23 protein-coding genes are annotated in these 25,654 nt (G+C 70.0%); 10 read left to right on the top strand and 13 right to left on the bottom strand.

Features of this window, described 5'->3' with window-relative positions:
* Positions 1–17: 17 nt before the first annotated feature.
* Positions 18–1,523: an FAD-dependent oxidoreductase gene (locus HNR30_RS18795; protein WP_181611219.1), complete on the top strand. Its 1,506-nt coding sequence runs from the start codon at positions 18–20 to the stop codon at positions 1,521–1,523.
* A gap of 42 nt (positions 1,524–1,565) precedes the next feature.
* On the top strand, positions 1,566–1,787 hold the full coding sequence (locus HNR30_RS18790; protein WP_246378876.1) for a DUF4235 domain-containing protein: 222 nt from the start codon (positions 1,566–1,568) through the stop codon (positions 1,785–1,787).
* Positions 1,788–1,800: 13 nt separating this feature from the next.
* Here HNR30_RS18790 and HNR30_RS50180 read toward each other — a convergent pair whose 3' ends face one another.
* The 3 genes from HNR30_RS50180 to HNR30_RS18775 form a co-directional block, all read right to left on the bottom strand.
* A complete protein-coding gene (locus HNR30_RS50180) occupies positions 1,801–2,541 on the bottom strand; it encodes a restriction endonuclease (RefSeq protein ID WP_181611218.1) in 741 nt (246 codons plus the stop codon).
* Positions 2,538–2,786 carry a hypothetical protein gene (locus HNR30_RS18780; protein ID WP_181611217.1) on the bottom strand — a complete coding sequence of 83 codons (249 nt, stop codon included), beginning with the start codon at positions 2,784–2,786 and terminating at the stop codon, positions 2,538–2,540. Before HNR30_RS18780 ends, HNR30_RS50180 begins: the two co-directional genes overlap by 4 nt.
* Before the next feature lie 159 nt (positions 2,787–2,945).
* On the bottom strand, positions 2,946–4,979 hold the full coding sequence (locus HNR30_RS18775; protein WP_220133772.1) for a hypothetical protein: 2,034 nt from the start codon (positions 4,977–4,979) through the stop codon (positions 2,946–2,948).
* A gap of 158 nt (positions 4,980–5,137) precedes the next feature.
* On the opposite strand from HNR30_RS18775, the gene HNR30_RS18770 reads away from it, so the two are divergent.
* Genes HNR30_RS18770 through HNR30_RS18760 form a run of 3 tightly spaced genes read left to right on the top strand, consistent with a single transcriptional unit; the run spans position 5,138 to position 8,019 of the window.
* Positions 5,138–6,253, top strand: a complete 1,116-nt coding sequence (locus HNR30_RS18770) for an alkaline phosphatase PhoX (protein ID WP_312894493.1) — start codon at positions 5,138–5,140, stop codon at positions 6,251–6,253.
* Positions 6,254–6,295: 42 nt separating this feature from the next.
* Positions 6,296–7,165, top strand: coding sequence for a bile acid:sodium symporter family protein (locus HNR30_RS18765; protein WP_181611215.1), 870 nt, complete (start codon positions 6,296–6,298; stop codon positions 7,163–7,165).
* Positions 7,162–8,019 carry an SGNH/GDSL hydrolase family protein gene (locus HNR30_RS18760; RefSeq protein ID WP_312894492.1) on the top strand — a complete coding sequence of 286 codons (858 nt, stop codon included), beginning with the start codon at positions 7,162–7,164 and terminating at the stop codon, positions 8,017–8,019. Before HNR30_RS18765 ends, HNR30_RS18760 begins: the two co-directional genes overlap by 4 nt.
* On the opposite strand, the gene HNR30_RS18755 is transcribed toward HNR30_RS18760, so the two are convergent.
* The 8 genes from HNR30_RS18755 to HNR30_RS18720 form a co-directional block, all read right to left on the bottom strand.
* The gene (locus HNR30_RS18755; protein WP_181611214.1) at positions 7,991–9,229 is read right to left on the bottom strand and encodes a PucR family transcriptional regulator; all 1,239 of its coding nucleotides are present in this window, start codon (positions 9,227–9,229) and stop codon (positions 7,991–7,993) included. The genes HNR30_RS18760 and HNR30_RS18755 overlap by 29 nt on opposite strands.
* Before the next feature lie 47 nt (positions 9,230–9,276).
* Positions 9,277–10,548, bottom strand: coding sequence for a thymidine phosphorylase (locus HNR30_RS18750; protein ID WP_181611213.1), 1,272 nt, complete (start codon positions 10,546–10,548; stop codon positions 9,277–9,279).
* Between the two features lies 1 nt (position 10,549).
* Positions 10,550–10,942 carry a cytidine deaminase gene (locus tag HNR30_RS18745; protein WP_181611212.1) on the bottom strand — a complete coding sequence of 131 codons (393 nt, stop codon included), beginning with the start codon at positions 10,940–10,942 and terminating at the stop codon, positions 10,550–10,552.
* Positions 10,942–12,207 (bottom strand): ABC transporter permease, encoded by a 1,266-nt coding sequence (locus tag HNR30_RS18740; RefSeq protein ID WP_181611211.1) that lies wholly within the window; start codon positions 12,205–12,207, stop codon positions 10,942–10,944. Before HNR30_RS18740 ends, HNR30_RS18745 begins: the two co-directional genes overlap by 1 nt.
* The gene (locus HNR30_RS18735; RefSeq protein WP_181611210.1) at positions 12,204–13,358 is read right to left on the bottom strand and encodes an ABC transporter permease; all 1,155 of its coding nucleotides are present in this window, start codon (positions 13,356–13,358) and stop codon (positions 12,204–12,206) included. Before HNR30_RS18735 ends, HNR30_RS18740 begins: the two co-directional genes overlap by 4 nt.
* Complete coding sequence (locus tag HNR30_RS18730; protein WP_181612094.1) at positions 13,355–14,878, bottom strand: ABC transporter ATP-binding protein; 1,524 nt, start codon at positions 14,876–14,878, stop codon at positions 13,355–13,357. Before HNR30_RS18730 ends, HNR30_RS18735 begins: the two co-directional genes overlap by 4 nt.
* 107 nt (positions 14,879–14,985) lie before the next feature.
* Positions 14,986–16,062 (bottom strand): BMP family lipoprotein, encoded by a 1,077-nt coding sequence (locus HNR30_RS18725; RefSeq protein ID WP_220133771.1) that lies wholly within the window; start codon positions 16,060–16,062, stop codon positions 14,986–14,988.
* 157 nt (positions 16,063–16,219) lie between these two features.
* Positions 16,220–17,266 carry a BMP family lipoprotein gene (locus tag HNR30_RS18720; protein WP_312894491.1) on the bottom strand — a complete coding sequence of 349 codons (1,047 nt, stop codon included), beginning with the start codon at positions 17,264–17,266 and terminating at the stop codon, positions 16,220–16,222.
* A 113-nt stretch (positions 17,267–17,379) separates the two neighbouring features.
* On the opposite strand from HNR30_RS18720, the gene HNR30_RS18715 reads away from it, so the two are divergent.
* The 4 genes from HNR30_RS18715 (at position 17,380) to HNR30_RS18700 (ending at position 22,475) form a co-directional block, all read left to right on the top strand.
* Complete coding sequence (locus HNR30_RS18715) at positions 17,380–19,101, top strand: Xaa-Pro dipeptidyl-peptidase (protein ID WP_181611209.1); 1,722 nt, start codon at positions 17,380–17,382, stop codon at positions 19,099–19,101.
* Positions 19,102–19,115: 14 nt separating this feature from the next.
* Positions 19,116–20,984, top strand: coding sequence for a Xaa-Pro dipeptidyl-peptidase (locus tag HNR30_RS18710; RefSeq protein ID WP_181611208.1), 1,869 nt, complete (start codon positions 19,116–19,118; stop codon positions 20,982–20,984).
* A gap of 212 nt (positions 20,985–21,196) precedes the next feature.
* Positions 21,197–21,856 (top strand): SRPBCC domain-containing protein, encoded by a 660-nt coding sequence (locus HNR30_RS18705; protein ID WP_181611207.1) that lies wholly within the window; start codon positions 21,197–21,199, stop codon positions 21,854–21,856.
* The gene (locus HNR30_RS18700) at positions 21,843–22,475 is read left to right on the top strand and encodes a DUF998 domain-containing protein (protein WP_181611206.1); all 633 of its coding nucleotides are present in this window, start codon (positions 21,843–21,845) and stop codon (positions 22,473–22,475) included. Before HNR30_RS18705 ends, HNR30_RS18700 begins: the two co-directional genes overlap by 14 nt.
* 4 nt (positions 22,476–22,479) lie before the next feature.
* Here the strand turns inward: HNR30_RS18700 and HNR30_RS18695 are convergent, their stop codons facing one another.
* Positions 22,480–23,712: a M20 family metallopeptidase gene (locus HNR30_RS18695; RefSeq protein ID WP_181611205.1), complete on the bottom strand. Its 1,233-nt coding sequence runs from the start codon at positions 23,710–23,712 to the stop codon at positions 22,480–22,482.
* A gap of 373 nt (positions 23,713–24,085) precedes the next feature.
* Here HNR30_RS18695 and HNR30_RS18690 point away from each other — a divergent pair, with 373 nt between their 5' ends.
* Positions 24,086–25,477 carry a peptide ligase PGM1-related protein gene (locus tag HNR30_RS18690; protein WP_181611204.1) on the top strand — a complete coding sequence of 464 codons (1,392 nt, stop codon included), beginning with the start codon at positions 24,086–24,088 and terminating at the stop codon, positions 25,475–25,477.
* Here HNR30_RS18690 and HNR30_RS18685 read toward each other — a convergent pair.
* On the bottom strand, positions 25,443–25,646 hold the full coding sequence (locus HNR30_RS18685) for an SCO4848 family membrane protein (RefSeq protein ID WP_181611203.1): 204 nt from the start codon (positions 25,644–25,646) through the stop codon (positions 25,443–25,445). The genes HNR30_RS18690 and HNR30_RS18685 overlap by 35 nt on opposite strands.
* Positions 25,647–25,654 lie beyond the last annotated feature (8 nt).

Below are 25,654 nucleotides of genomic sequence, written 5' to 3'. Positions count from 1 at the left end.
GCGGGAAGACGGCATGCATGGGTGACAAACGCGAGTCGTACTGGATGGACACCGCCCCGGCGACGTCCCATCCGCCGCTGACCGGCGACCTGGACGCGGACGTCGCCGTCGTCGGCGGCGGCATCGCCGGGCTGAGCACGGCCTGGGAACTGAGCCGGGCGGGACGCACGGTCGTGGTGCTGGAGGCCGACCGCGTCGCGGCCGGCGTCACGGGCTACACGACGGCCAAGCTGAGCGCGCTGCACGGGCTCATCTACGCGGAGCTGAGCAAGTCGGCCGGCGAACAGGCCGCCGCCCTCTACGCCGCCTCGCAGCAGGAGGCGGTCGAGCACGTCGCCGCGACCGCCGCGCAGTTCGCGATCGACTGCGACCTCGAACGGCTGCCCGCCTACACCTACACCGAGTCCGCCGACGCGGTGGCCGACATCGAGGCGGAGGCCTCGGCCGCCCGCGCCGCCGGGCTGGAGGCGACGCTGGTCACCGGAACCGGCCTGCCGTACGGCGTGGCGGCGGCCGTCCGCGTCGAGAACCAGGCCCAGTTCCACCCGCGCAAGTACCTGCTCGGCCTGACCGAGCTGATGGCACGACAGGGCGTCGTGATCCACGAGCGAACCCGCGTGACGGAACTGCACGAGGGCAGCCCGTGCCGGCTCGTCACCGAGGACGGCCACACCGTCACCGCTCAGGACGTGGTGGTCGCCACCCACTACCCGGTCTTCGACCGCGCCCTGCTGTTCGCCCGGCTGGAGCCGCGCAGGGAGCTCGTGGTGGCCGGCCCCATCCCGGCCGGCAGCGACCCGGGCGGCATGTTCCTGACCGTGGAGAACGACACCCGCTCTGTGCGCACGGCCCCATACCGCGACAGCGAGAGGTTCCTGATCGTCACGGGAGAGCGGCACGAGCCGGGATCACGCGACGCCCGGGAGCGTCACGAGCGGCTGCGCGCCTGGGCCCAGGAACGCTTCCCCGGGCTGCGCGTCACACACGCCTGGTCGGCGCAGGACAACCAGACCACCGACCGCCTGCCGTACATCGGCCGCTTCCACGTCGGGAGCGAGCACGTCCACGTCGCCACCGGCTTCAACGGCTGGGGCATGAGCACCGGCGTGTTGTCGGGGCGGCTCCTCGCCGCCGAGCTGACCGGCCAGGACTCGCCCTACCGCGACCTGTACGACCCGCGCAGGCTGCACCCGCTGCGCGAGGCGGCCCCCATGGCCAAACTGCAGCTGAAGGTGGCGCGGCACTTCGTCGGCGACCGGCTGCGCACCCACGCCGACCACGTCGACGACATCGGCCCGGACAGCGGCGCCATCGTCAGGGTCGGCGGCGAGCGGCGAGCGGTCTACCGCGACCCGTCAGGGCAGCTGCACCAGCTCTCGGCGCTCTGCACCCACCTGGGCTGCGTCGTGGCCTTCGACGAGAACGAGAAGGCGTGGGAGTGCCCCTGCCACGGCTCCCGCTTCGGCACCGACGGCCAGGTGCTGAACGGCCCCGCCACCAGGCCGCTGCCCCGCCGCGACTAGGAGCGCGGTATGTGGGTAAGCGCGAACCTCATGAAGCAGACCATGGCGAAACCGACCAGGATGGCGGGGGGCGTGCTCGGCGGCCTCGTCGCCGGAACCATCTTCAAGCATGTGTGGAAGCTCGCCTCCGGCAAGCCGGAACCGCCGGTGGCGGACTCGACCAAGTACGGCTGGGGCGAGGTCCTCGTCGCGGCGGCGATCCAGGGGGCGATCTTCGGCCTCGTACGGGCGGCCATCGAACGAGCGGCCGCCCGCGACGAGTGAGAACCTGACGAGGTCAACGATCGTTGGCCTCGTCGTGGGCTCGGGGGTGAAGCAGGGGAGCCGTCCTGCGCAGGCGCCGGCGATGCCGGAGCGGGGCGCCCAGGCCGAGCAGTGCGGCGAGTGAGACGCCGTTCGACGCCCACTGCTCCAGCTCTCCCCGGCCCACGAGCTGGATACGGAAGTCGCCCGCCGCCTTGCGGGCGTCGCGGGTGAAATCGCCGTTGGTGACGATGACGGCGAACTCGGCTCCGTGCGCGGGCCGCGCCGTGCCGTTGACCTGGTAGACGACTTGGGCGGTCACCTTCCTGCTGGTGACGGTGTGCTTGCACTGCACGACGATCCGGTGGCCGCGGCGGTCGTGCCCGATGACGTCGGCCGCCTTGTCGCCCCGCTGGCCGACGTGCTGGGCCTGCATGCCGTCGCGGATCATCAGGTCGCGGACCGCCCATTCGAAACACGTCGGCGACATCACGTCGATCTGTTCCAGCGACAGCCGGAGATTCTCGAGCCTGGCGGCGCGGCGCAGGAGCACGGCGGACTTCCACCACTGCCATGCCACTATCCCGAGAAATGCGGCGGCCGTCATGGCCGCACATATTCTCCAATCACTGAACAGCCATTCGATAATGGCCGGAATGATCCGGGTGAGCGCGGCGGTGGCGATGACGCCGACGACCGCAGCGGCGATCCACTCCTGTCCGCCCACCGGCATGCGGGGGCGGGGCAGGAACGACGGCCGGCGCCGGGCGGTCACGACCCGCCCGACGGCATGACCGGCCAGACCTCGGCGGGCGGCTCCACCTGGGGTTCGTGCGCGGGGACGACGACCTGGGTCTCCGTGGGCGCAGGCGGATCCCCCTCCGCCTGCGCGCCGAACCCGGAGACCGCGAACCAGCCCACCACCGCCGCGACCGCCAGGATGACCCAGCCCGACGTCTTCTTGCTCACCCTGCGGCGCCTGACGTAATGGCCTCGTCGCCAGTACTTGTCCTGCGGCATGCCGATCTTCCCCTCGCCTTGGTGATCGAATTCAGCCGGAATGGCTACGTGTCAGATGGAAACACGAGACACCGACAGAAAAGGCATCACTCGGCGATCGAATGCCGCAATAGCGGAATGTTAGACCGAAAATCCAGCTAATAGTTGCTAAATTCCCAATTACGGATGGGCCGAGGTCAGGCAGGGGCCGGCACCGCAGACGTCCGCCACGAGCCCCGTCTTGAGGAACACCGACTTCTGCAGCTGCGCCGCGGGCGTCCGGCGGGGGTCCTCGTGGGGGTCGGTGCCCTGCGTGGGCGGGGTGTTGGTGAGCGGCGGCGCCGGTGTGCCGCTGTCCCACACCACCAGCGCCGACCCCGGCCACACCGCGCCCCCGGCCCGCTTGATGCCCCAGTACGGCACGCGGTCCTGGCTGCGTCCCTCGCCCACGGCGGGCCACATCACGCGTGCCCCGATCGTCCTGGCCTGCACGTCGGCGGAGACCATCGCCACCTGGTGGTCGGCGAAGGCGACCTGCATGAGCACCTGGTGGCGCGGCGTGCCCGGGTAGGGCGAGCCGGTCAGGTGCGCCGCGTAGCCGTTGGTCTCGCCCCTGTCCCACAACATCTGGATCAGCGCCAGCACCAGCTGCTGGTCCAGCTTGTCCGGATAGGACCGGTCGAAGACCTGCTGGAAGGGCGCCGCGTCGGAGCTGCGGTTGAACAGGGTGCTGTAGTTCATCCCGGTGACCCCGAGCACGCCGAGCCTGATGTCGGGCGACAGGGCGACGAGGGCGCCGCCGAGGATGCCGCCCTGGCTGTTGCCGTCGTAGACGAGGCCCTTGCGGATGTCGGCGAGCGGTCGTCCGGAGGCGCGGAAGGCGTCGTGGGAGGTGAAGCCGTCGTGCGCGGTCATGGCGCGGCCGAGGAAGATGGCGTTGAGGAAGCCCTGCTGGCTGCGGTCGGGCACGGCGAGGAAGCGTGACATGTCGGCGAACGACGACAACACGGTGGGGATGTCGTCCTCGGCCATGCCGATCCACGGCGTGGCGCAGAAGGCGAAGCCGCGTTCCTGGGCCATGGTCTTGACGTTGCCCGCCCCCACCTCGGTGTGCCTGCCGAGCAGGCCGTGGCCGTACAGGGAGAAGCGGACGGGCCGGTCGAGGGCGGTGCGGGGGATCTCGCAGCGGAAGCGGGCGAGTTGCTCGTTGCCGGGCAGCTGGGCGGGCAGGCCGTCGGGGCCGTAGTGGAGGCGGGAGCCGGTGGGCCCGCCCGGCCGGTCGAGGAAGCTGGGCACGCGGACGACGCCCTCGACCCGGCGGGCGATCTGGGAGTCCTGTTCGGGCGTGAACTCCGTGACGGTGGTGACCTCGAAGGCGGGCGAGCGCCCGCCGAGGGCGCGCAGCGCCTGGTCGCGCATCGACAGGGCGCGTCCCGCGAGGTTCTGCTCGCTGGCGACGGTGAAGTCCCAGGCCAGGTAGGGGTCGCGCACGCCGTGCCGGTGCAGTTGCCTCAGCGCGGGTGCGAGCTGGCGCTGCCGTGCGGCGAGCTCGTGTCCGGCGGGGAGCGGCGGGCCCGCGACGGCGGCGAAGGCGGCGCCGGGCGGGATCGGCGCGCCGCCCGCGTCGCGCAGGCCGCGCAGCGCGACCACGTAGCGGTGGCCCTCGTTCAGGTTGCGCGCGGGCCGGATGATCAGCAGCTGCCGGTCGGCGGGCGCGTTGGCGTCGAGTTCGGCCCAGTACGGCCAGCGTTCGCCGGTGTCGGCGTCGAGCAGCACGATGGGCGCGTCACGCTCGAGCGATCGCCCGATGTCGGTGATCGGGGCGGCGCCGGTGCGTCCGAGGTCCAGGCCGGGCACTCTGGCCAGCAGCATGGAGCCCGGCGAGAAGCCGTCGTTGCGGTTCCACTCGGCCGGGTCGATCGGCGTCCCCGCCACGGTGACGGGCATGGCCGAGGGGGCGAAGGACACCCGTCGGCCGGTGGCGGTGGCGGGGTCGGCGACGGTGAGGAAGTCGTTCGGGAAGGGCAGCAGGCAGGCGGCCGGGTCGATCGGGTCGCACACGGCCGGGTCCTGAGCGAAGGCCGGGTCCTGGGCGAGGGCGGTGCCCTGAGCGAGGGCGGTGCCCTGAGCGAGGGCGGTTTCCGAGGCGGCGGCCGGCGTGACGAGCAACGTGCTGGAGAGGACCAGCGCGGCGAGCAGGCTGAGGGGGCGCACGCGCCACATGGTCGAGCGCCCGGCTCACCCCCGTCAATCACCTTTGTGATGGGTCACAAAGCCTGACCCATAGCTTTACTGCGCTGTCCAGTTCCCTGGCGGGTGGCCGCATCGTTTCATTGATTCTGCACCTGACCTCGATCAAAGGGAGTCCGCACGTGCAGCGACGTACCTTCCTCGCAGGACTGGGCGCCGTGGCCTTCTCCGGAGCCATGTGGCAGGAGGCCGCTCTCGCCTCCACCAGAGCCGGGGCCAGCCCGTACGGCCCGCTAGGCGCGCCGGACGCCAACGGCGTCGCGCTCCCGGCGGGTTTCCGCAGCCGCGTCGTGGCCAGGACCGGCCAGCTGGTCGGCGGCACGCTCTGGCACCCGGCGCCCGACGGCGGCGCCTGCTTCGCCGACGGCACCGGCTGGATCTACGTCTCCAACTCCGAGATCCCCCTGGCGGGCGGCGCCTCGGCCATCAAGTTCCGCGCCGACGGCTCCGTCGACCGCGCCTACCGCATCCTGAGCGGCACGAACCTCAACTGCGCCGGCGGCCGCACCCCGTGGAACACCTGGCTGTCGTGCGAGGAGATCTTCCGGGGCAAGGTCTACGAGACCGACCCGTTCGGCAACCGCGCGGCGGTCCAGCGTCCGGCGATGGGCAAGTTCAAGCACGAGGCCGCCGCCTGCGACCCCGACCACCGGGTCGTCTACCTGACGGAGGACGAGGGTGACGGCTGCTTCTACCGCTTCATCCCCACCACCTGGGGCGACCTGTCGAGCGGCCGCCTGGAGGTGTTATGTGAGGGCCCGGTGTGGCGGCCGGTCCCCGACGCCACCCCGGGCGTGTTCCAGACGCAGACGCGCCACCAGGTGAGCTCGGCCCTGCACTTCGACGGCGGCGAGGGCTGTCACTACGGCGGCGGCATCTGCTACTTCACCGCCAAGGGCGACCGCAAGGTCTGGGCCTACGACGCCAACCGCAACACGCTGGGATTCGTCTACGACGGCGGCGGCAGCCTCGACGGCATCGACAACATCACCGGCGTCTCGTCGGGTGACTTGTACGTGGCCGAGGACGGCGGGAACATGGAAATCAACATCATCACGCCGGACGGGATCATCGCACCGGTCATCAGGCTCGACGGCCAGAGCCAGTCGGAGATCACCGGCCCGGCGTTCTCACCCGACGGATCCCGCCTCTACTTCTCCTCCCAGCGCGGGACGAGCGGCGAGCGGGCCGGGACCGGCGGCATCACCTACGAGGTCACCGGGCCTTTCAGACACTAGAAAAAACCCACCACAGGAGCACCCCCCGAGAGGTTGAGAAGCATGGCTCTCGCCGCCACCCTCCTGCCCTTCGCGCTCGCGATCATCATGCTCGGTCTCGGCCTGTCGCTGACCCTGGCCGACTTCAAGCGTGTGCTCGCCTACCCCAAGGCGACCCTGGTCGCCCTGGGGTGCCAGATCGTCGTCCTGCCCGCGCTCTGCTTCGGCCTGGTCATCCTGTTCGGCCTGCCGCCGGTGCTCGCGGTCGGCATGATGCTGCTGGCCGCCTCGCCGGGCGGCACCACCGCCAACCTCTACAGCCACCTGTTCGGCGGTGACGTGGCGCTCAACATCACCCTCACCGCGATCAACTCGGTGCTGGCGATCATCACGCTGCCGCTGGTGACCAACCTCTCGATCGGCTACTTCGCCTCCGACGGCACCCTGCTGAGCCTGGAGTTCGCGGAGTTCGCCAAGGTCGTGGCGCTGGTGCTGATCCCGGTCGCGATCGGCATGCTGGTCCGCGCCTACGCCACCGCCTTCGCCGACCGCATGGCCAAGCCCGTCAAGATCACCTCCGCGGTGGTCCTGCTCCTCGTCATCGCCGCCGTCCTGATCAAGGAGCGCGAGAACCTCGGCGACTACATCGCCTCTGTCGGGCTGATCTGCCTGATCTTCAGCGCGGTCAGCCTGGCGATCGGCTACTACGCGCCCCGCCTGGCCAAGGTGGAGCGCGGCCAGGCCATCGCCTCGTGCTTCGAGATCGGCCTCCACAACGCCACCCTTTCGATCACCGTGGCCACCACCCTGCTGGCCAACGACCAGATGTCGATCCCCTCGGCCACCTACGGCGTGCTGATGTTCTTCACGGCGACGGCGGCCGGTTTCCTGCTCAGGTCCCGTTCGGCCCGTCTGGAAAGGAGCGCCGCGTGATCCGTACCGTCCGTACCCTGTTCGCCGCCGTCCTCGTTCTCGTCGGACTCACCATCCCCGCGCAGGCCGCGGCCGGTGAGGTCTACGTCGCCCTCGGCGACTCGGCCGCCTCCGGCCCCCTCATCCCCAACCAGGTCCTGCCGCAGCTCGGCTGCTTCCGCTCCGACCGCAACTACGCCCACCTGACGGCCGCCGCCATCGGGGCCTCGACCTTCCGCGACGTGACGTGCTCGGGCGCCGACACCCGCGACATGTACCAGTCGCAGAACACCGACCTCGGCTCCATGCCGCCGCAGCTCGACGCGCTCAGCGCCGACACCACCCTGGTCACCGTGCAGATCGGCGCCAACGACGTCGGCCTGACCGGCTTCATCGAGGACTGCCTGAACCTGCTGCCGCCGCCGGTCGGCGACTACTGCTACGACGACTACCAGTCGGGCGGGCAGGACGAGTGGCGGGTCAAGACCGACAACCTGCGTCCGGTGCTGGTGCAGCTCGCCGCCGACATCCGGGCCCGTGCCCCGCAGGCGAGGATCTTCGTCGTCGGCTACGCCACCTACGCCCGCGAGAACGGCTGCTACCCGACGGTGCCGATCCTGCGCCGTGACGCCAACTACATCCGCTCGACCCTCGTGTACTTCAACCAGATGCTCGCCGAGCAGGCGGCCGCGGCCGGAGTCGGCTTCATCGACCTGCAGTCGCCCAGCGTGGGCCACGACCCGTGCACCGGGCCGAACACCCGCTGGATCGAGCCCTACGTCCCGGCCAACCCGGCCACGCCCTTCCACCCCAACGCCAACGGCATGCGCGGCTTCGCCACCGCCGTCATAGCCTCCGTCTCCGCGGCTCACTGACACTCAGTACGGCAGGCGGTCCGGCCAGGCGCCGGGCCGCCATCGCCGCTCCGATGCGTTGCAGATGGCCCGGATCCACCGGGTCCAGCCCGGTCAGCTGCACGGTCCTGCGCAGCCGGTAGTCGACGGTGTTCGGGTGCACGTGCAGCAGCTCGGCGGTCCTGCGCCGATCGAGGCCCGAGTCGAGGTAGACCTTGAGCGTCCGCAGCAGGTCCGGGTGGTCGAGCAGCGGATCCAGCAGTCCCGCCAGTCCCGCGGTCGCCTCGCTCGGCCGGGTCAGCTGGTACTCCAGCAACACGTCAGCCAGCCGGTAACACCCGGGAGGCCGCCGGAAGGCCTGCACCACCTCCAGCACCTCCCTGGCCAGGTGCGCCGCCCCTGGCACCCCGTCGGGGGCGGCCACCTCGGCGGCCATCCACACGGGCGCGCTCGCCGCGGTGTTCACCGCCTCGACCAGCTCGGCGAGCTCGGGCTCCTCCCCCTGCAGCGGGATCAGCACGTGACCGCCGGTGCCGTCGAGCACGGAGAGCACCTGCTCGTCGGAGTGGCGCTGGATCAGGTTCCTGATGCGGTGCAGCTTGCGGCGTCCGGCGATGACCGCGCCGGGCTCGGAGGCACGTTCGTCGGGGTGCGGCCCGATCGCCACGGCCAGCACCAGGTAGCGGGCCGCGAGGCGGACGCCGGCCAGCGCCTCCTGGTCGCCCGCCAGCAGCGCCGAGACGGTGGCGTGCATGGCGTGCTGCTCCTGGCTGAGCATGCCCTCGCGCTCTTCGACGTAGGCGGTGCACACGGCCGCGGTGACGGCCTCGGTGTAGACGAGGACGAGCCGGTTGGCGGCCAGCACGTCGGCGAAGTCGTCGGGTTTGGCCCCGGCGAACAGGTGCTCCCAGATGACCCGCGCGCCCAGGTGGTAGGCGGCCAGCAGCGCCTCCAGCGGCACGCCCTCCTGCGCGCGGCGGGCGGCGGAGGCGCGCAGCGGCGCCAGCTCGGCGCGGGTGGGCGAGCGGCGGTCGCGGAACATGCGGCCGATGGTGCGCAGGTTGTATTCCACGATGGCCAGGATCTCGCCGTCGAGCTCCTCTTTCGGCAGCCGCCGGTAGATGGGGATCTCGTCGGCGAACGCCTGCACGAGCTGCCGCGCCAGCCTGCGCGTCTGGCGTTCCAGCAGCTCGTGCACGGGGCACCCGGCCAGGGTGAGCGGCTCGGCCATGCCCGAACCCTGCCAAAGAGAAGGCTCCCGAGCAAGGCTCGGTTCTGCTATTCGATCCGGTCGATGATCAGCGGCAACTGTTCGACGGAGGCGGGACCGACCTCGAAACCGCCCTCCAGCGCCTCGAGTCCGCGCTCGAAGCGCGAGGTCTCGTCGGCGTACAGGGTCATCAGCGGCTGGCCCGCCCGCACGATGTCGCCGGGCCTGGCGTGGAGCATGATGCCCGCGCCGAAGGAGACGGGGTCCTCCTTGCGCGCCCGCCCGGCGCCCAGCCGCCAGGCGGCCAGGCCCACGGCGTAGGCGTCCATGCGGGTGACCACGCCGGAGGCGGGCGCGACCACGACCGTGCTCTCGGGCGCGGTGGGCAGCAGGGCGTCGGGGTCGCCGCCCTGAGCGGAGATCATCCGGCGCCAGGCGTCCATCGCCGAGCCGTCCTTCAGCGCCTCCTCGGGGTCCTTGCCGTTGACCCCGGCCAGCCGCAGCATCTCGCGCGCGAGCCGTACCGTCAGCTCGACGACGTCGGCGGGGCCGCCGCCGGCCAGGACCTCGATCGATTCCTGGACCTCCAGGGCGTTGCCGACGGCCAGGCCCAGCGGCCGGTCCATGGCGGTCAGCAGGGCGACGGTGCTGACCCCCGCGTCCTTGCCCAGGGCGACCATGGTGGCGGCGAGCTCGCGGGCGTTGGCGACGTCCTTCATGAACGCGCCGGAGCCGACCTTGACGTCGAGGACGAGCGCGCCGGTGCCCTCGGCGATCTTCTTCGACATGATCGACGAGGCGATCAGCGGGATCGACTCGACCGTGCCGGTGACGTCGCGCAGCGCGTAGAGCTTCTTGTCGGCCGGGGCCAGGCCGGTGCCGGCCGCGCAGACGACGGCGCCCGCCGAGCGGATGACGCCGAGCATCTCGTCGTTCGACAACGACGCCCGCCAGCCGGGGATGGACTCCAGCTTGTCGAGCGTGCCGCCGGTGTGGCCGAGCCCGCGGCCCGACAGCTGCGGCACGTAGGCGCCGCAGGCGGCCACCAGCGGGGCCAGCGGCAGAGTGATCTTGTCGCCGACGCCGCCCGTGGAGTGCTTGTCGGCGGTCGGCCGGTCGAGCATCGACCAGTCCATGCGCTCGCCCGAGCGGATCATGGCCGCGGTCCAGTCGGCGATCTCCCTGCGGTTCATGCCGTTCAGCAGGATCGCCATGGCCAGGGCCGACATCTGCTCGTCGGCGACCTCGCCACGCGTGTAGGCGTCGATCACCCAGTCGATGTGGCCCGTGCTCAGCTCGCCCTTGTCACGTTTGGTCCTGATGACCTCGATGACGTCCATGTCACGCTCCCCGCGAGAGATTGTCGGGGCCGAACGCGTAGGGCAGCACCTGCGCCATGCGTTGCGGCCCGTCGGGGGTCTCGACCAGCAGGTCGTCGCCCCCGAATTCGTACAGCAGCTGGCGGCAGCGCCCGCACGGCATGAGCAGGTTGCCCTCGCCGTCGCAGCACGTGAACGCGACCAGCCGTCCGCCGCCGGTCGCGTGCAGCGCCGAGACCAGTCCGCACTCCGCGCACAGGCCCAGGCCGTAGGAGGCGTTCTCCACGTTGCAGCCGGAGATCACGCGCCCGTCGTCGACCAGGGCGGCCGCGCCCACCGGGAAGCCGGAGTAGGGCGCGTACGCCCGCTCCATGGCCTTCCGCGCGGCCGTGCGCAGGACCGCCCAATCGACCATCAGTGGCCCTGCCCGCGCCGGTACGGCACGCCGTCGGCGGCGGGCATGCGCAGCCGCTGCGAGGCGAAGGCCAGCACCAGGAGGGTCACCACGTACGGCGCGGCGGTGGTGAACTGCTCGGGCACCGTGTCGGTGATCGCGTAGACCCAGAAGACCAGGATCGCGATGACCCCGGTCACCACGGCGGCGACGGTGCGCTGCTGGCGCACCAGCAGGAAGACCGCCGCACCCGCGAGCAGCAGCGCCATGGTGAACAGCAGGGCGTGCACCGAGGTGCCGCCCTGGCGAAGCTGGAGCGAGTCGGTGTAGCCGAACAGCAGCGCGCCGCCCGCCAGCCCGCCAGGCCGGTAGTTGCCGAAGATGACCGTGGCCAGACCGATGAAGCCGCGGCCTCCCGTCTGACCCTCGCGGTAGATGCCCGCGGCGATCAGCGACAGGAACGCGCCGCCCAGCCCGGCCATGACGCCGGAGACGATGACGGCCACGTACTTGTAGAAGTAGACGTTGACGCCCAGCGACTCGGCGGCGACCGGCCGCTCGCCGCAGGAGCGCAGGCGCAGCCCGAACGCGGTCTTCCAGAGGATCCAGAAGGTCAGCGGCACCAGCAGGATCGCCAGGATCGTGAAGTAGGAGACGTTCTGCGTCAGGCCGCGCAGCACGCCCGCCAGGTCCGACAGGAAGAAGATGTGCGTCTGCTCCAGCGACTTCAGCGGGTCGCCGATGCCCGGCACGCTGAAGGTGCCCATGGACGGCACGCGCGGCGACTGGGTGTCGCCTCCGCCCTTCATGTCGGCGAAGACCGCGGCGGCGAGGTACTTGGCCACGCCCAGGCCGAGGATGTTGATGGCCACACCGGAGACGACGTGGTCGACGCCGAAGGTGACCGTCGCGATCGCGTGCAGGACCGCGCCGATCGCGCCGCCCAGCGCGCCCATGATCACGCCGACCCACGGGTTGCCCGAGATGATCGCGCCCCACGCGCCGAACCAGGTGCCGAAGATCATCATGCCTTCGAGACCGATGTTGACCACACCGGCCCGCTCCGACCACAGACCGCCCAGACCGGCCAGGCCGATCGGCACGGCCGCCGCGAGCGCGGCCGACATGGTGCCCGCCGAGGTGATGTCGTTGGCGCCGGAGACCACACGGGTGACCGACAGCAGCACGAGCAGGCCAAGCAGCCCGAGCAGCAGCGTCCGCCAGGTCAGCTTGAACTTGCGCGGAGCCCTGACCGGTGCGGCGGGAGCCGCCGTCGTGACGCTCATGCCGAGGCCCCTTCCTTGACGGGAGCGGCCAGTTCGCGGCTGACGCGGCGCTGCTCGGCCGAGATCCGGTAGCGGTGCGCCAGCTCGTAGGCGACGACCACGGACAACACGATGATGCCCTGCATGATCTGGACGATCTCGGGTGAGATGTCGTGCAGGTTGAGGATGTTGGAGGAGCTGTCGAGGAAGCCCCACAGGATCGCGCCGAACGCGATGCCGATGGGGTTGTTGCGGCCCAGCAGCGCGATCGCGATGCCGGTGAAGCCGATGCCCGACGGGAAGTCGAGGCTGTAGCTGTAGGAGGCGCCCAGCAGCTGGGGCATGCCGATCAGGCCGGCGACGCCGCCCGACAGGACCATGGCGGTGACGACCATGCGCTTGACGTTGACGCCGCTGGCGACCGCCGCCTCCTGGTTGAGACCGGTGGTGCGCAGGTCGAAGCCGAAGCGGGTCTTGTTGAGCAGCACGTGGAAGCCGATGCCCAGGGCGATGGCCAGGAAGATCAGGCCGAACACCTTGGCCTCGGTGCCCGGGATGAACGCCACGCCCGGCACCCGCGCGTCCTCGGGGATGGGAGCGGTGCCGATGTTGTTGCTGCCCGCGACCGCCACGCCGAAGACGTTGACCAGCAGATAGGCCACGACGCTGGTGCCGATGTAGTTCAGCATGATCGTGGAGACGACCTCGCTGACACCCCGGTAGGCCTTGAGCAGACCGGCGATGGCCGCCCACACCGCTCCGGTGACCGCGGCGGTGACGATGATCAGGATGATCATCAGCCAGCCCGGCAGGTTGAGCCCGGAACCGCCCAGCGCCGCCGCCATGATCGCGGCCAGGCGGTACTGGCCGTCGACGCCGATGTTGAAGAGGTTCATGCGGAAGCCGAGTGCCACCGCCAGGGCCGCGATGTAGTAGAGCGTGGCCAGGTTCAGCGTCAGCACCATGGTGCGCGGCTGCGTGCCGTACTCCACCATGATGCCGATCGTCTCGAGCGGGGGGTTGCCGGTGACGGCCAGCACGATCGCGGTGACGATGCCCGCGAACAGGATGGCCACGACGGGCGCGGCCAGGGCCAGCCATCCGCTCAGCGGGATGCGGCCGAGCAGCCGGTTGAGGAAGCTGTCCTTCGTCGCAGGACTTGTCTGGTTCATGTCGCCTCTCCGGCGCCGGTCATGGCGGAGCCGAGCTCTTCCGGCGTGACGTTCGCCGGGTCCACGTCGGCCACCATGCGGCCGCGCAGGATCACCTTGAGCGTGTCGGACAGGCCGATCAGCTCGTCCAGGTCAGCGGAGATCAGCAGGACGGCCAGGCCCGCCGCGCGGGCGTGGCGCAGGTGGTCCCAGATGGCCGCCTGCGCGCCCACGTCGACACCGCGGGTGGGGTGGGAGGCGATGAGGAAGACCGGGTCGCCGCTCATCTCACGGCCGACGATCAGCTTCTGCTGGTTGCCGCCCGACAGGGCCGCCGCCTTGACGTCGATGCCGGGGGTGCGCACGTCGTACTCCTCGACGATGCGCTGGGTGTCGGCGCGCGCGCCCTTGCGGTCGATCCACGGGCCCTTGACGTTGGGCTTCTGCGTCTGGTGGCCCAGGATGCGGTTCTCCCAGAGCGGCGACTCCAGCAGCAGGCCGTGGCGGTGACGGTCTTCGGGGATGAAGCCGACCCCGGCCTCGCGGCGCCTGAGCGTCGGCCAGGCGGAGATGTCGGCCTCACCGAGGGTGATGGTGCCGGCGGCGACGCGCATGCCCATGATGGCCTCGACCAGCTCGGCCTGACCATTGCCCTCGACGCCCGCGATGCCCAGGACCTCGCCCTTGCGCACGTCGAAGCTGATGTTGTCGATCAGGGGGCGGCCGTCGGCCGAGAGCACGGTGAGGCCGCGCACGGACACGGCCACGACGTCGGTGACGGTGGACTCGCGGGTCTCGGGGCTGGGCAGCTCGCTGCCGACCATGAGCTCGGCCAGCTGGCGCGCGGTCACCGACGCCGGGTCGACGCTGGCCACCGTGGTGCCGCGCCTGATCACCGTGATGGCGTCGGCGACCTTGAGCACCTCGTCGAGGTGGTGGGAGATGAAGATGATGGTCAGGCCCTCGCGCACGAGGCCCTTGAGGTTCTCGAAGAGCTCGTCGACCTCGTGGGGGACCAGCACGGCCGTGGGCTCGTCGAGGATGAGGATCTTGGCGCCGCGGTAGAGGACCTTGAGGATCTCGACGCGCTGGCGGGTGCCGACGCCGATGTCCTCCACCAGGACGTCGGGGTCGATGCCCAGGCCGTAGGAGTCGGAGATCTCCTTGATCTTCTTGCGAGCGGCGCCGAAGTCGATGCCGACCCCGCCCTTGCGCGGCTCGCTGCCGAGGATCACGTTCTCGAGCACGGTGAGGTTGTCGGCGAGCATGAAGTGCTGGTGGACCATGCCGATGCCGACGTTGATCGCGTCCGCGGGAGAGTGGAAGCTCACCTTGGTCCCGTTGACGGCGATCGTGCCCTCGTCGGGCTTCTGCATGCCGTACAGGATCTTCATGAGCGTGGACTTGCCCGCTCCGTTCTCACCCACGATGGCGTGGATCTGTCCCTTTTCCACGCTGAGGTGGATGTCGCGGTTGGCGACGACGCCGGGGAATCGTTTGGTGATTCCCACGAGCTCGACTGCAGGCGGCTGAGCGCTGATGTCGGCCTCCCTCACTGGACGGCCCCGGATCTTTCGTTTGATTACTGACGGTAACTCAAAGGGCCCGGTGTGATGAGCACCGGGCCCTCATAAAGTCTCAGATCAGACTACTTCTGGGGAACAGTGATCTTCCCGTCGATGATCTGCTGCTTGTACTCGTCGAGCTTCGACTTGATGTCGTCGACCTTGCCGCCGGTGACGGAGTAGTCGACACCGCCCGCCTTGAGGTCGTAGATCGTCGGGCCGGCCTTGACCGTGCCGCCGTCGACCGACTTGAGGAAGTCGTAGACCGCGACGTCGACCTTCTTCAGCATCGAGGTGATGATGACGTCCTTGACCGCGGCGTCGGCGGTCAGGGCCTGGTCGGAGTCGACGCCGATGGCCAGGGTGTTCGAGGCCTTGGCGGCCTCGAACACACCGGCGCCGGAGCCGCCCGCGGCCTGGTAGACCACGTCGGCGCCACCGTCGATCATGCCCTCGGCGGCCGTCTTGCCCTTGGCCGGGTCACCGAAGCCGCTGAAGTCCGGCGGCTGGGTGAGGTACTTGGTCTGGATCTTGATGTCGGCCTTGACGGCCTTGGCGCCGGCCTCGAAGCCCGCCTGGAACTTGTGGATCAGCGGGACGTCGACGCCGCCGACGAAGCCGATGTTGCCGGACTTCGACTTCAGCGCGGCGGCCGCGCCGACGAGGAAGGAGCCCTGCTCCTCGGCGAAGAGGAGGTTGGAGATGTTGGCGCCCTCGACGGCGTCGTCGACGATCGCGAACTTGACGTCGGGGAACTCCTTGGCGACCTTGCCGACCGGGCCGGAGTAGGCGAAGCCCACCGCGATGATCGGGTTGAAGCCGCCCGAGGCGAGCAGGCGCAGACGCTCTTCCTTCTGCGCCTCGGTCTCGCCGTTGGCGGCCTCGAGCTCCTTGGGCTCCAGGCCGAACTCGGAGACGGCCTTGTCGAGGCCCGCGGCGGCGGCGTCGTTGAACGACTGGTCGCCGCGGCCGCCGATGTCGTAGGCCAGGCCGACCTTGGCGCCGGACTTGGCGGGCTCGGCCGGGGCGGAGGAGGCGGCGCCGCCCGGGGCGGGGCTCTCGGTGGCGGTGGTGCCGCCGCCGCCACAGGCGGCGGCAGCCATGAGCAGAGCGCCGGTCACTCCAGTGACGGCCAGCTTACTGACTCGGTTGCGAAGCAAGGTGGGAACTCCCTCTCCGTGCGCACTAACACGTCGCACGCGCGGAACGCACGGCAACTCTCACACAGGGAAGATAGTTGTTGACGGGGAGTGCTAAGAACCTGGGCATAGCTCCGCAACAGGTCCGTTATCCACCTCAGGCTTGTTCGTGATTTGTCTAGCTTGCGGCCACCTTGATCTCACCGTCGATGATCTGCTGCTTCAGCTCGTCGAGTTGCGCCTTGATGTCGTCGACGTGACCACCCGTGGTGGCGTAGTCGACACCGTTCTTGGCCAGGTCGTACATCACCGTACCGGTCTGGACCTTGCCGTTGACGTTGGAACCGATGAAGTCATACACCGCCACGTCCACCTTTTTCACCATTGAGGTGAGAATGCGGTCGCGGACGTCCGCCGACGCGGTCAGCGCCTGGTCGGAGTCGACGCCGATCGCCCACGCGTTGGCGGCCTTGGCCGCCTCGAACACACCGGCGCCCGAGCCGCCCGCGGCCTGGTAGACGATGTCCGCGCCGGCGTCGTACATGCCCTCGGCGGCCGTCTTGCCCTTGGCGGGGTCGGCGAAGCCGCTGAAGTCCGGCGGCTGGGTGAGGTACTTGGTCTGCACCTTGGTGTCCGGCTTGACGTGCTTGACGCCCTGCGCGTAGCCGACCTCGAACTTCTTGATCAGCGGCACCTGCACGCCGCCGACGAAGCCCACGTTGTTCTTGGTGGTCTTCAGCCCCGCGGCCGCGCCCACCAGGAAGGAGCCCTGCTCGTCGGCGAAGACGAGGTTGGAGATGTTGCTCGCGGTCACCGACGCGTCGTCGACGATGGCGAAGTTCACGTCCGGGAACTCCCCCGCCACCTTCTTCAGCGAGGTCGCGTAGGCGAAGCCGACCGCGATGATCGGGTCGTAGCCGGCGTCCGCCAGGAGCCGCAGGCGCTCCTCCTTCTGGGCGTCGGTCTCACCGCTCGCGGCCTCCAGCTCCCTGGTCTCGGCGAGCCCGAAGTCCTTCTTGGCCTTGTCGAGCCCGGCCGCGGCGGAGTCGTTGAAGGACTGGTCGCCTCGGCCGCCGATGTCGTAGGCCAGCCCGACCTTCATCGAGCTGCTGCCGCCGGTGGCACCGCCGCCGCCGGAGTTCGACGAGCCGCCGCTGTCGGACGAACCGCAGGCGGCCGCGGTCATGAGGGCGGCGACGGCCAGGAGCCTGGTGATGGAACGCACGGTATCTCCTTCTTTAAGCCCGTTACTCCCTTCAGTGACCGGCTTCCGGTATGGCCAACTACGCCTTCTGGCAAAGAATCCGGCGATTAGCATGGCTGTCGATAGGAGGCCGGATGCGTCTGCTCGCCAGCCTGCTCGTCGCCATGACGACCCTGTTCCCGATCGCCGACCCTCCTGGCCTGGAGGTCCGCGGCAACGCCACCCAGCCGGTCTTCTCCCTCGCCGAGGCGATCCACGAGTCGCTCTTCGTCGAGGTGGCGGGCGTCGACAGCGACGCGGACGGCCGGGCGGACCGGGTGGCGGTGAGCGTCAGGCGCCCGCGCGAGACCCGGCTGGGCCTGAAGGTCGCCACGATCATGACCATCAGCCCCTACTCCGGCGGCGGCGCCCCGGTGACGATGCACGCCGTCGACCTCGACGCGCGCGGCGAGCCGGAAGGCAGGGGCCAGGCCGACGAGGGCTCCCCCGGCACCGAGCCCGACTCCTACTACGACGACTACTTCCTGCCCAGGGGCTACGCCACGGTCGACGTCAGGGCCCTGGGCACGAGCACCAGCACGGGCTGCCCGACGGTGGGCGACGCGGTGGAGGCGGCGGGCGCCAAGGCGGTGATCGACTGGCTCAACGGAAGGGCCAGGGCGTTCACCCGCGACGGCAGGCCGGCCGAGGCGACGTGGTCGACGGGCAAGGTCGGCATGATCGGGGTGTCGTGGGACGGCTCGATCCCGAACAACGTGGCCACGACGGGCGTCGAGGGCCTGGAGACGATCGTCCCCATCGCCGGGATCTCCTCCTGGTACTCCTACTACCGGGCCAACGGCGCGGTCGTGGCTCCCCAGGGCTACCAGGGCGAGGACGCCGACGTCGCGGGCCGCTTCATCCTGACGCGCCCCGATCCGCCGAAGGCCTGCGAGCGCATCCTGTCGGACATGGCCAGGGCCCAGGACCGCGAGACGGGCGACTACAACGCCTTCTGGCGAGCCAGAGACTACGTACGGCAGGCCGACGGCGTGCGGGCGAGCGTCTTCGTCGTCCAGGGGCTCAACGACTGGAACGTCCGCCCCGACCAGGCCACCCGCTGGTGGCAGGCGCTCAGGTCGCCGAAGAAGATGTGGCTGCACCAGGGCGCCCACCTCGACCCCATGACGCTGCGCACCTCCGAGTGGCTGCGGCAGCTGCACGCCTGGTTCGACCGCTGGCTGTACGACCTCGACACCGGCATCGAGACCGAGCCCGCGGTCGACGTGGAGACGGCGCCGGGCCAGTGGCACACGTCGTCGGCCTGGCCGCCGCCCGGCACCCAGCAGACCAGGGCCGTGCTCGAAGGCCCCGCCCGCGCGACCTACACCGACCAGCGCTCCCGTACGGCGGAGCAGCTCGTCGCCCGCAACCCCCACGCGGCCCTCTGGCAGAGCGCCGAGCTGGCCGAGGACTTCCGCCTGGCCGGCACCCCGAAGGTCACGCTCGGCGCCGTCCGGCCCTCCCCCTACCTGACCGCCCTCCTGGTGGATGTGGGCAAGGACACCAGGGCGACCGGCTCGCAGGAGCCGACGGGCGAGAACCACTGCTTCCCGGGCGGCGGCTGCTACGACCTGTTCCGCCTGGAGACGAAGAGCTCGCCGTGGAAGATCGTCTCCAGGGGGTGGCTCGACACCAGGGACCAGAAGGGCACCTACACCTGGGAGCTCACCCCCCAGGACCACCTCTTCAAGAAGGGCCACCGCATCGCCCTGGTGATCACCTCGACGGATCGCGACTACACGCTGAGGCACCCTCCCGGCGCCGTGGTAGAGGTCTCGAAGCCGACCTTGGTCTTGCCTGGATCGGCCTCCTGACCGACATTGCGCTCATGCGAAGAATTGCGATCGTGCTCGCCGTACTCCTGGCGAGCGCCCTGCTGCCGCCGTTACCGGCCATCGCCGGAGAGCCCCCGAGCGTCAAGGTCGAGAACAACGCCACCCAGCCGGTGTTCTCCCGGGCCGACGCCGTCCTGCAGACCGTCTACGTGGAGGTCGCCGGCACCGACAGCGACCACGACGGCCAGAGCGACCGCGTCGCGGTCGACATCCTGCGCCCGAAGGAGACCGACCAGGGACTCAAGGTGCCCACGATCATGGAGGCCAGCCCGTACTACGCCGGCATCGACTTCACCGTCCCCAACCACGTCGTGGACGTGGACGAGAACGGCAACCCGCTGCCCTCCCTCCTGGCCGCCGAGGCCACGCCCAGGTCCTTCGCCTTCGACGGCTACTACGACAACTTCTTCCTGCCGCGCGGCTACGCCATCGCCCTGGTGGAGAACCTGGGCAGCGGCCGCGCCACCGGCTGCCCGACCACGGGCGACGTCAACGAGACCGCGGGCCCCAAGGCCGCCGTCGACTGGCTGAACGGCAGGGCGAGGGGCTTCGACGCGGCGGGCGCGCCGGTCAGCGCCTTCTGGTCCACCGGCAACGTCGGCATGATCGGCACCTCCTACAACGGCACCCTGCCCAACGCCGTGGCCGCGACCGGCGTCGAAGGGCTCAAGACGATCGTGCCGATCGCCGCGATCTCCTCCTGGTACGACTACTACCGCGCCAACGGCGGCGTCGTGGCCCCCGGCGGCTACCAGGGCGAGGACGCCGACGTGCTGGCCAAGGCTGTGCTCACCCGCGACGGCAAGGAGATCTGCCGCCCGGTCATGGACCAGCTGACCGCCACCCAGGACCGCGTCACCGGCGACTACAGCGCGTTCTGGGACGCCCGCAACTACCTCAACGACGTGAGCAAGGTCAGGGCCAGCGTCTTCGTGGTGCACGGGCTCAACGACTGGAACGTCAAGACCAAGCAGTTCTCCCAGTGGTGGGAGCGGATCAGGACCCCGAAGAAGATCTGGCTGCACATGAGCGGGCACCGCGACCCGTGGAGCCTGCGCACCCAGGAGTGGTTCCGCCAGCTGCACGCGTGGTTCGACAAGTGGCTCCACGGCCTCGACACCGGCATCGACCGCGAGCCGGCGGCCGACGTGGAGAGCGCCCCGGGCGTCTGGGGGCAACACCGCTCGTGGCCGCTGCCGGGCGCCGTTCCGGTGCGTCTGTGGCCCTCGTCGGGCGCCAGGCTCGGCCTGCTGCCCGGGCCGCTGTCACCCCGCGAGTCGTACGTCGACCAGAAGAGCCGTACGGCCGAGCAGCTGGTCGCGAGCGCACCCGCCGCCGACCCCAACCGGCTGGCGTGGCTCACCTCTGCTCTGCCGACGGATGTGCGCGTCTCCGGCACGCCGTCGGTGTCGATCAGGGCGGCCGTCAAGTCCGGCGCGTCGCCGTACCTGAGTGCCTTCCTCGTCGACTTCGGCACCGACGCGCGGCCCACCGGCGGCTCGGTGCTGACCGGGGAGACCTACTGCTACGGCGAGAGCGTGCCGGGCGACTCCGGCTGCCTGGGGCTGCGCAGGCACGCGGTGGCCGAGGCGCCCTTCAAGATCGTCACCCGGGGCTGGATCGACGTGCGCAACCGGCACAGCGACAGCAGGACCGAGCCGATCAGGGCGGGCAGGGACTACACCTTCCGCTGGGACCTGCAGCCCAACGACTACGTCTTCAAGAAGGGTCACCGCATCGGGCTGATGATCACCTCGACCGACCGCGACTTCACCCTGCGCTATCCCGAGGGCACGACCGTCGAGGTCACCCCCGGGCTCTCGTCGATCGTCCTGCCGGTGGTGCTGGGCAGGATCGCCTGACGGCCTGACCGGAACCCCGGCCGCGAGGTCGGGGTTCCCTGACGGCTCATCCCCACTCGTACTCCGGTTCCATGTTCCACCTTCCTTAAGAGTTGACTTATATAAGTCATAGCTGAAATTCTTGCCGACATGCAAGCCTTCGACGCGCTCGGGCCGTCGGGCAGGCGGACCAACGCCGCCGCACCACCCCCTGAAACGAGCGAGGACGGTCCATGATCGACATCGTCAACCAGATCAACGCCACCACCCGCGAGCTCGGTGAACACCCGGTCGCCGAGGGCGCGGGGCGATCGCTGGTGCTCCGCCGTACCTACGACGCCGCGATCGACGACGTGTGGGACGCCTGCACCGACCCCGAGCGGCTCGGCCGATGGCTGGCGCCGGTGGAAGGCGATCTGCGGCCCGGCGGCACCTACCAGCTCAAGGACAACGCCGGCGGGACGATCCTCCGGTGCGAGGAGCCCCGCCTGCTCAAGGTCACCTGGGTGCTGGGCGAGGCCATGAACACCGAGGTCGAACTCCGCCTCACGCCGGGCCAAGGTGAGCGCACCGACCTGGAGCTGGTGCACTCCAGCCCGGCCGCGATCGTCGACGAGATGGTGCGCGCCTACGGTCCTGGCGGCACCATCGGGATCGGCGGCGGCTGGGACCTGACCCTGCTCGGCCTCGACCTGCACCTGACCGGCGCCGAGTTCGATCCCGTCACCTGGGAGGATTCGGCAGAAGCCAGGGAGTTCGCCGCCCGCTCCTGCCACGCGTGGGGAGCGGTCGTCCAGGCCGCGTGGAGCATCGGCGACGACGACATCGCGGCGGCCGTCGCCTTCGGCGTGCAGCACTTCGCCCCGCAGGCGGGCACCGGTGAAGAGGGCTGAGGTCGCGGGGCCGACCAGGACGCTGCTCCTGTGCGGGACGGCCGCCGGGCCGCTCTACATCGTCGTGGTCGTCCTGCAGTTGCTCGTCAGGGACGGCTACGACATCGGCCGCCATCCCGCGAGCGTGCTGAGCAACGGCGAGCTGGGCTGGCTGCAGATCGGGAACTTCGCGGTCACCGGCCTGCTCTTCGTCGCCGGCGCGGCCGGACTGCGCCGGGTGGGCGCCGGCACCTGGGGACCGCGCCTGATCGGCGTGTTCGGGGCCGGAATGGTCGCCGCCGCGCTCTTCTCCGCCGATCCGGTCGACGGCTTCCCGCCCGGCACCCCGGCCGGGCCGCCCCTCACCGTCAGCTGGCAGGGCCTGGTGCACTTCCTGGTGTCGGGGCTCGCCTTCCTCGCCCTGATCGCCGCCTGCTTCGTGTTCGCCCGCAGGTTCGCCGCCGAGGGACGCGGCGGCTGGGCGGCCTTCAGCGCGGGCGTCGGCACACTCTTCCTGGCGTCGTGGCTGGCGCTCTTCGCCCTGCAGGGGTCGCGGGCGGGCAACCTCGCCCTGGCGGCCGCCATCGCCCTCGCCCTGATCTGGACGTCGCTGACGGCCGTGACGCACGCCAGGCGTTAGGACCTCAGGCGTGCTGGGCCAGGGGCACGCTCCCCGGCTCGGTCACCTGACCGAACAGGGCGGTCAGCGCGGTGTTGGTCATGAGCCGCACGCCGATCCCGATGGCCCGCTCGTCGACGTCGAAGGTGCCCTGGTGGATGTCGTAGGTCACCCCGGTCTCCGGCGAGCGGGTGCCGAGCCGGGCGAAGGCGCCGGGGATCGACTCCAGGTACCACGCGAAGTCCTCGCCGCCGAGCGACTGCTGGGTCGGCACGACGGAGCCGTCGCCCAGCGCCCTGGCCGCGGCCTCGGCGAACATCTGCACGCAGGCGTCGTCGTTGACGACGGGCGGCACGCCGCGGGTGTACTCCATCGTCGCCTCGATGCCGTAGGGCGCGGCGACGGACTCCAGCAGGGCCTTGATCAGGTCGGGGGCGCTGTGCCAGGCGTTCTCGTCGAGGCAGCGCACGGTGCCCTCGGCCACACCCTCGTCGGGGATGGCGTTGGCGGCGGTGCCGGCCTCGACGCGCCCCCACACCAGCGACAACGACGAGCGCGGGTCGACGCGGCGCGACAGCGCGGCGGGCAGCTCGGTGAGGATCTTGGCCAGGGCGAAGACGAGGTCGGCGGTCAGGTGCGGGCGGGCGGTGTGGCCGCCGGGCCCGCTGACCCTGATGGCGAGCTTGTCGCAGGCGGAGGTGATCGGGCCGGTCTTGAGCCCGACCTGGCCGACGTCGACGCGAGGGTCGCAGTGGAGGCCGAAGATGCGGTCGACGCCGGTGATGCCGCCGTGGGCCATCACCTCGAGGGCGCCGCCTGGCAGTTCCTCGGCGGGCTGGAAGATCAGCCGGACCCGGCCGGGCAGAAGCCCCGCGTCGGCCTGCTGGGCCAGGAAGAGCGCGGTGCCGAGCAGGATCGTGGTGTGGACGTCGTGGCCGCACGCGTGGCAGGCGCCGGGGACGGTGGAGCGGTAAGCAGCGTCCTTCTCGTCCTGGAGCGGGAGCGCGTCGATGTCGGCGCGCAGCGCGATGAGGGGACCGTCGCCGCTGCCGACCTCGCAGATGAGGCCGGTGCCCCGGGGAAGGATCGACGGGAACAAACCGGCCGCCGTCAGCCGCTCGGCGATGAGCTTGGTGGTGCGGTACTCCGCGAAGGCGAGCTCCGGGTGCATGTGCAGGTCACGGCGGAATGCCTTGAGCTCCCGCTCGGTCTCCGCCAGGAACGCGTCGAGTTCCCCCCGCAGCTCACGTCCCTGCATTTGTTCACCGTCCCGAACTGAGAAAAGCGCCGCCAGGCGACGCGAGGAATGTCCGATGATCGCACCCGCTGGTGTCGGTGCCGAGATCGTCAGAGAGGCTGAAGGGTGGGACCCCGATAACGATGACACCAACTTTAACGCTCCGCCTGCCCTCGACGTGGACAACTACACCAAAAGTTGACCTCGGGCACGACCGAAACCGCAGGTCGTCACGATGCGCGACCCACGAAATAGTCACAAGGGATCATTAGATCATCACCCGAAGTGCTTACTTTCAAACTTGAGCTTGGCCCCGAATCCTGTCACCTCCGGTGCTGTTCATCACACTCCATCGAGGCATGCATTTGAGAAGAATGCGTGTTTCACTCGCTATATGATCACCAATATCCCGTTCGAGGCGAAGCATGCACATCTGAGCATCTTCGAACCGAGGGAGGGGACCCTGGTGGTCGTGCCCTCTCTCTCGCTGCCGCAGGACGAACTCCGCAGGATCACGGGGGCCAGGTGCTACGAGGAACGGTTGTTGTTCCTCTTACTGACCCTCAAGGAACCCGGCGTCAAGGTGATCTACCTGTCGTCCGCGCCCGTTGACCCGGCCATCGTCGACTACTACTTCGGCTTCCTGCCCGACCCGGATGACGCCCGCGAGCGGTTGACCATGATCAGCCTGGACGAACCCGACTCGCAGCCCCTCACCCGCACCATCCTGCGACGACGCGAGATGGTGGAGCGCATGCGCGAGATGCTCGCCGGACAGGACGCGTGGCTGGTGCCCTTCGTGATGAGCGACATGGAGGTACGGCTCGCCGACTACCTGGGCATCCCCATCTACGGACCGGCGATGGAGCTGGCCTACTTCGGCTCGAAGAGCGGCTCGCGCGACATCGGCAGGCAGGCGGGCGTGCCCATGGCACGAGGCTTCGGCGACCTGCGAACCGTGGCGGAGATCGAGGACGCCGTCGACTCCCTTCCCGGCGAACGCGTGATCGTCAAGCTCAACGACGGCTACTCCGGCCTGGGCAACGCCATCCTGCCCAAGGACGACTGGAACGCCATCGACTTCTCGGCCGACGGCGAGACCTGGCAGAGCTTCATGGCCAAGTTCGCCGAACGCGGAGGCGTGGTCGAGGAGTTCATCGAGCACCGGCCGCTGTTCTACCCCAGCGCGCTGGCGCGCATCACCCCCGGAGGCCACTACGACGTGGTCGCCACCCACGACCAGGTGCTCGACGGCCACGTCTACCAGGGCTGCACCTTCCCCGCCCGCCCGGAGTACCGCGAGCACGTCACCCGCTCGGCCTCCAGGATCGCCAAGACGCTGGCGGGGCACGGCGTGGTGGGCATCTTCGGCATGGACTTCTTCGCGATGAAGACCGACGCCGGCTACGCGGCCCTGCTGTGCGAGATCAACCTGCGCATCGGCGGCACGACGCACCCCTTCGGCGCGACCCTGCTGACCACGGGCGCCACCTACGACCCGGCCTCGGGGCTGCTCATGGCGGGAGACCAGCCGAAGTACTACACCGCCACCGACAACTGCTACACGACCTGCATGAAGGGACGCACGCCCGCCGACGCCATCCGTGCCGTCGAGGCGGCGGGGCTCGGCTTCGACCACGCCCGCCGTACCGGCAACGTGCTGCACCTGATGGGCGCCATCCCGGAGTACGGCAAGCTCGGCTTCACCACGATCGGTAACTCCAGGGAGGAAGCCGACGAGCTGCACGCGCTCACGCGCCGCGTCCTATGCCCCGCAACCCGATGATCCCCAGGACGGCCGCGAGCACCAGGTTGACCCCGATCAGGATGCCGTGGACCACGTAGAAGGCGGTGGGGTGATCGTCGGCCAGGTTAAACCCAAGGCTGATCCATTCGAAGATCATGAATGCGGCCAGCCCGATCAGGAATGCGGCGACCTTTCGTGACATCATCATCCCTCGAG

It is taken from the genome of Nonomuraea soli (assembly GCF_013761175.1).
Lineage (GTDB): Bacteria > Actinomycetota > Actinomycetes > Streptosporangiales > Streptosporangiaceae > Nonomuraea > Nonomuraea soli.
Note: the sequence above shows the minus strand (reverse complement) of the source record. Positions and strands in the feature narration are given on the sequence as shown.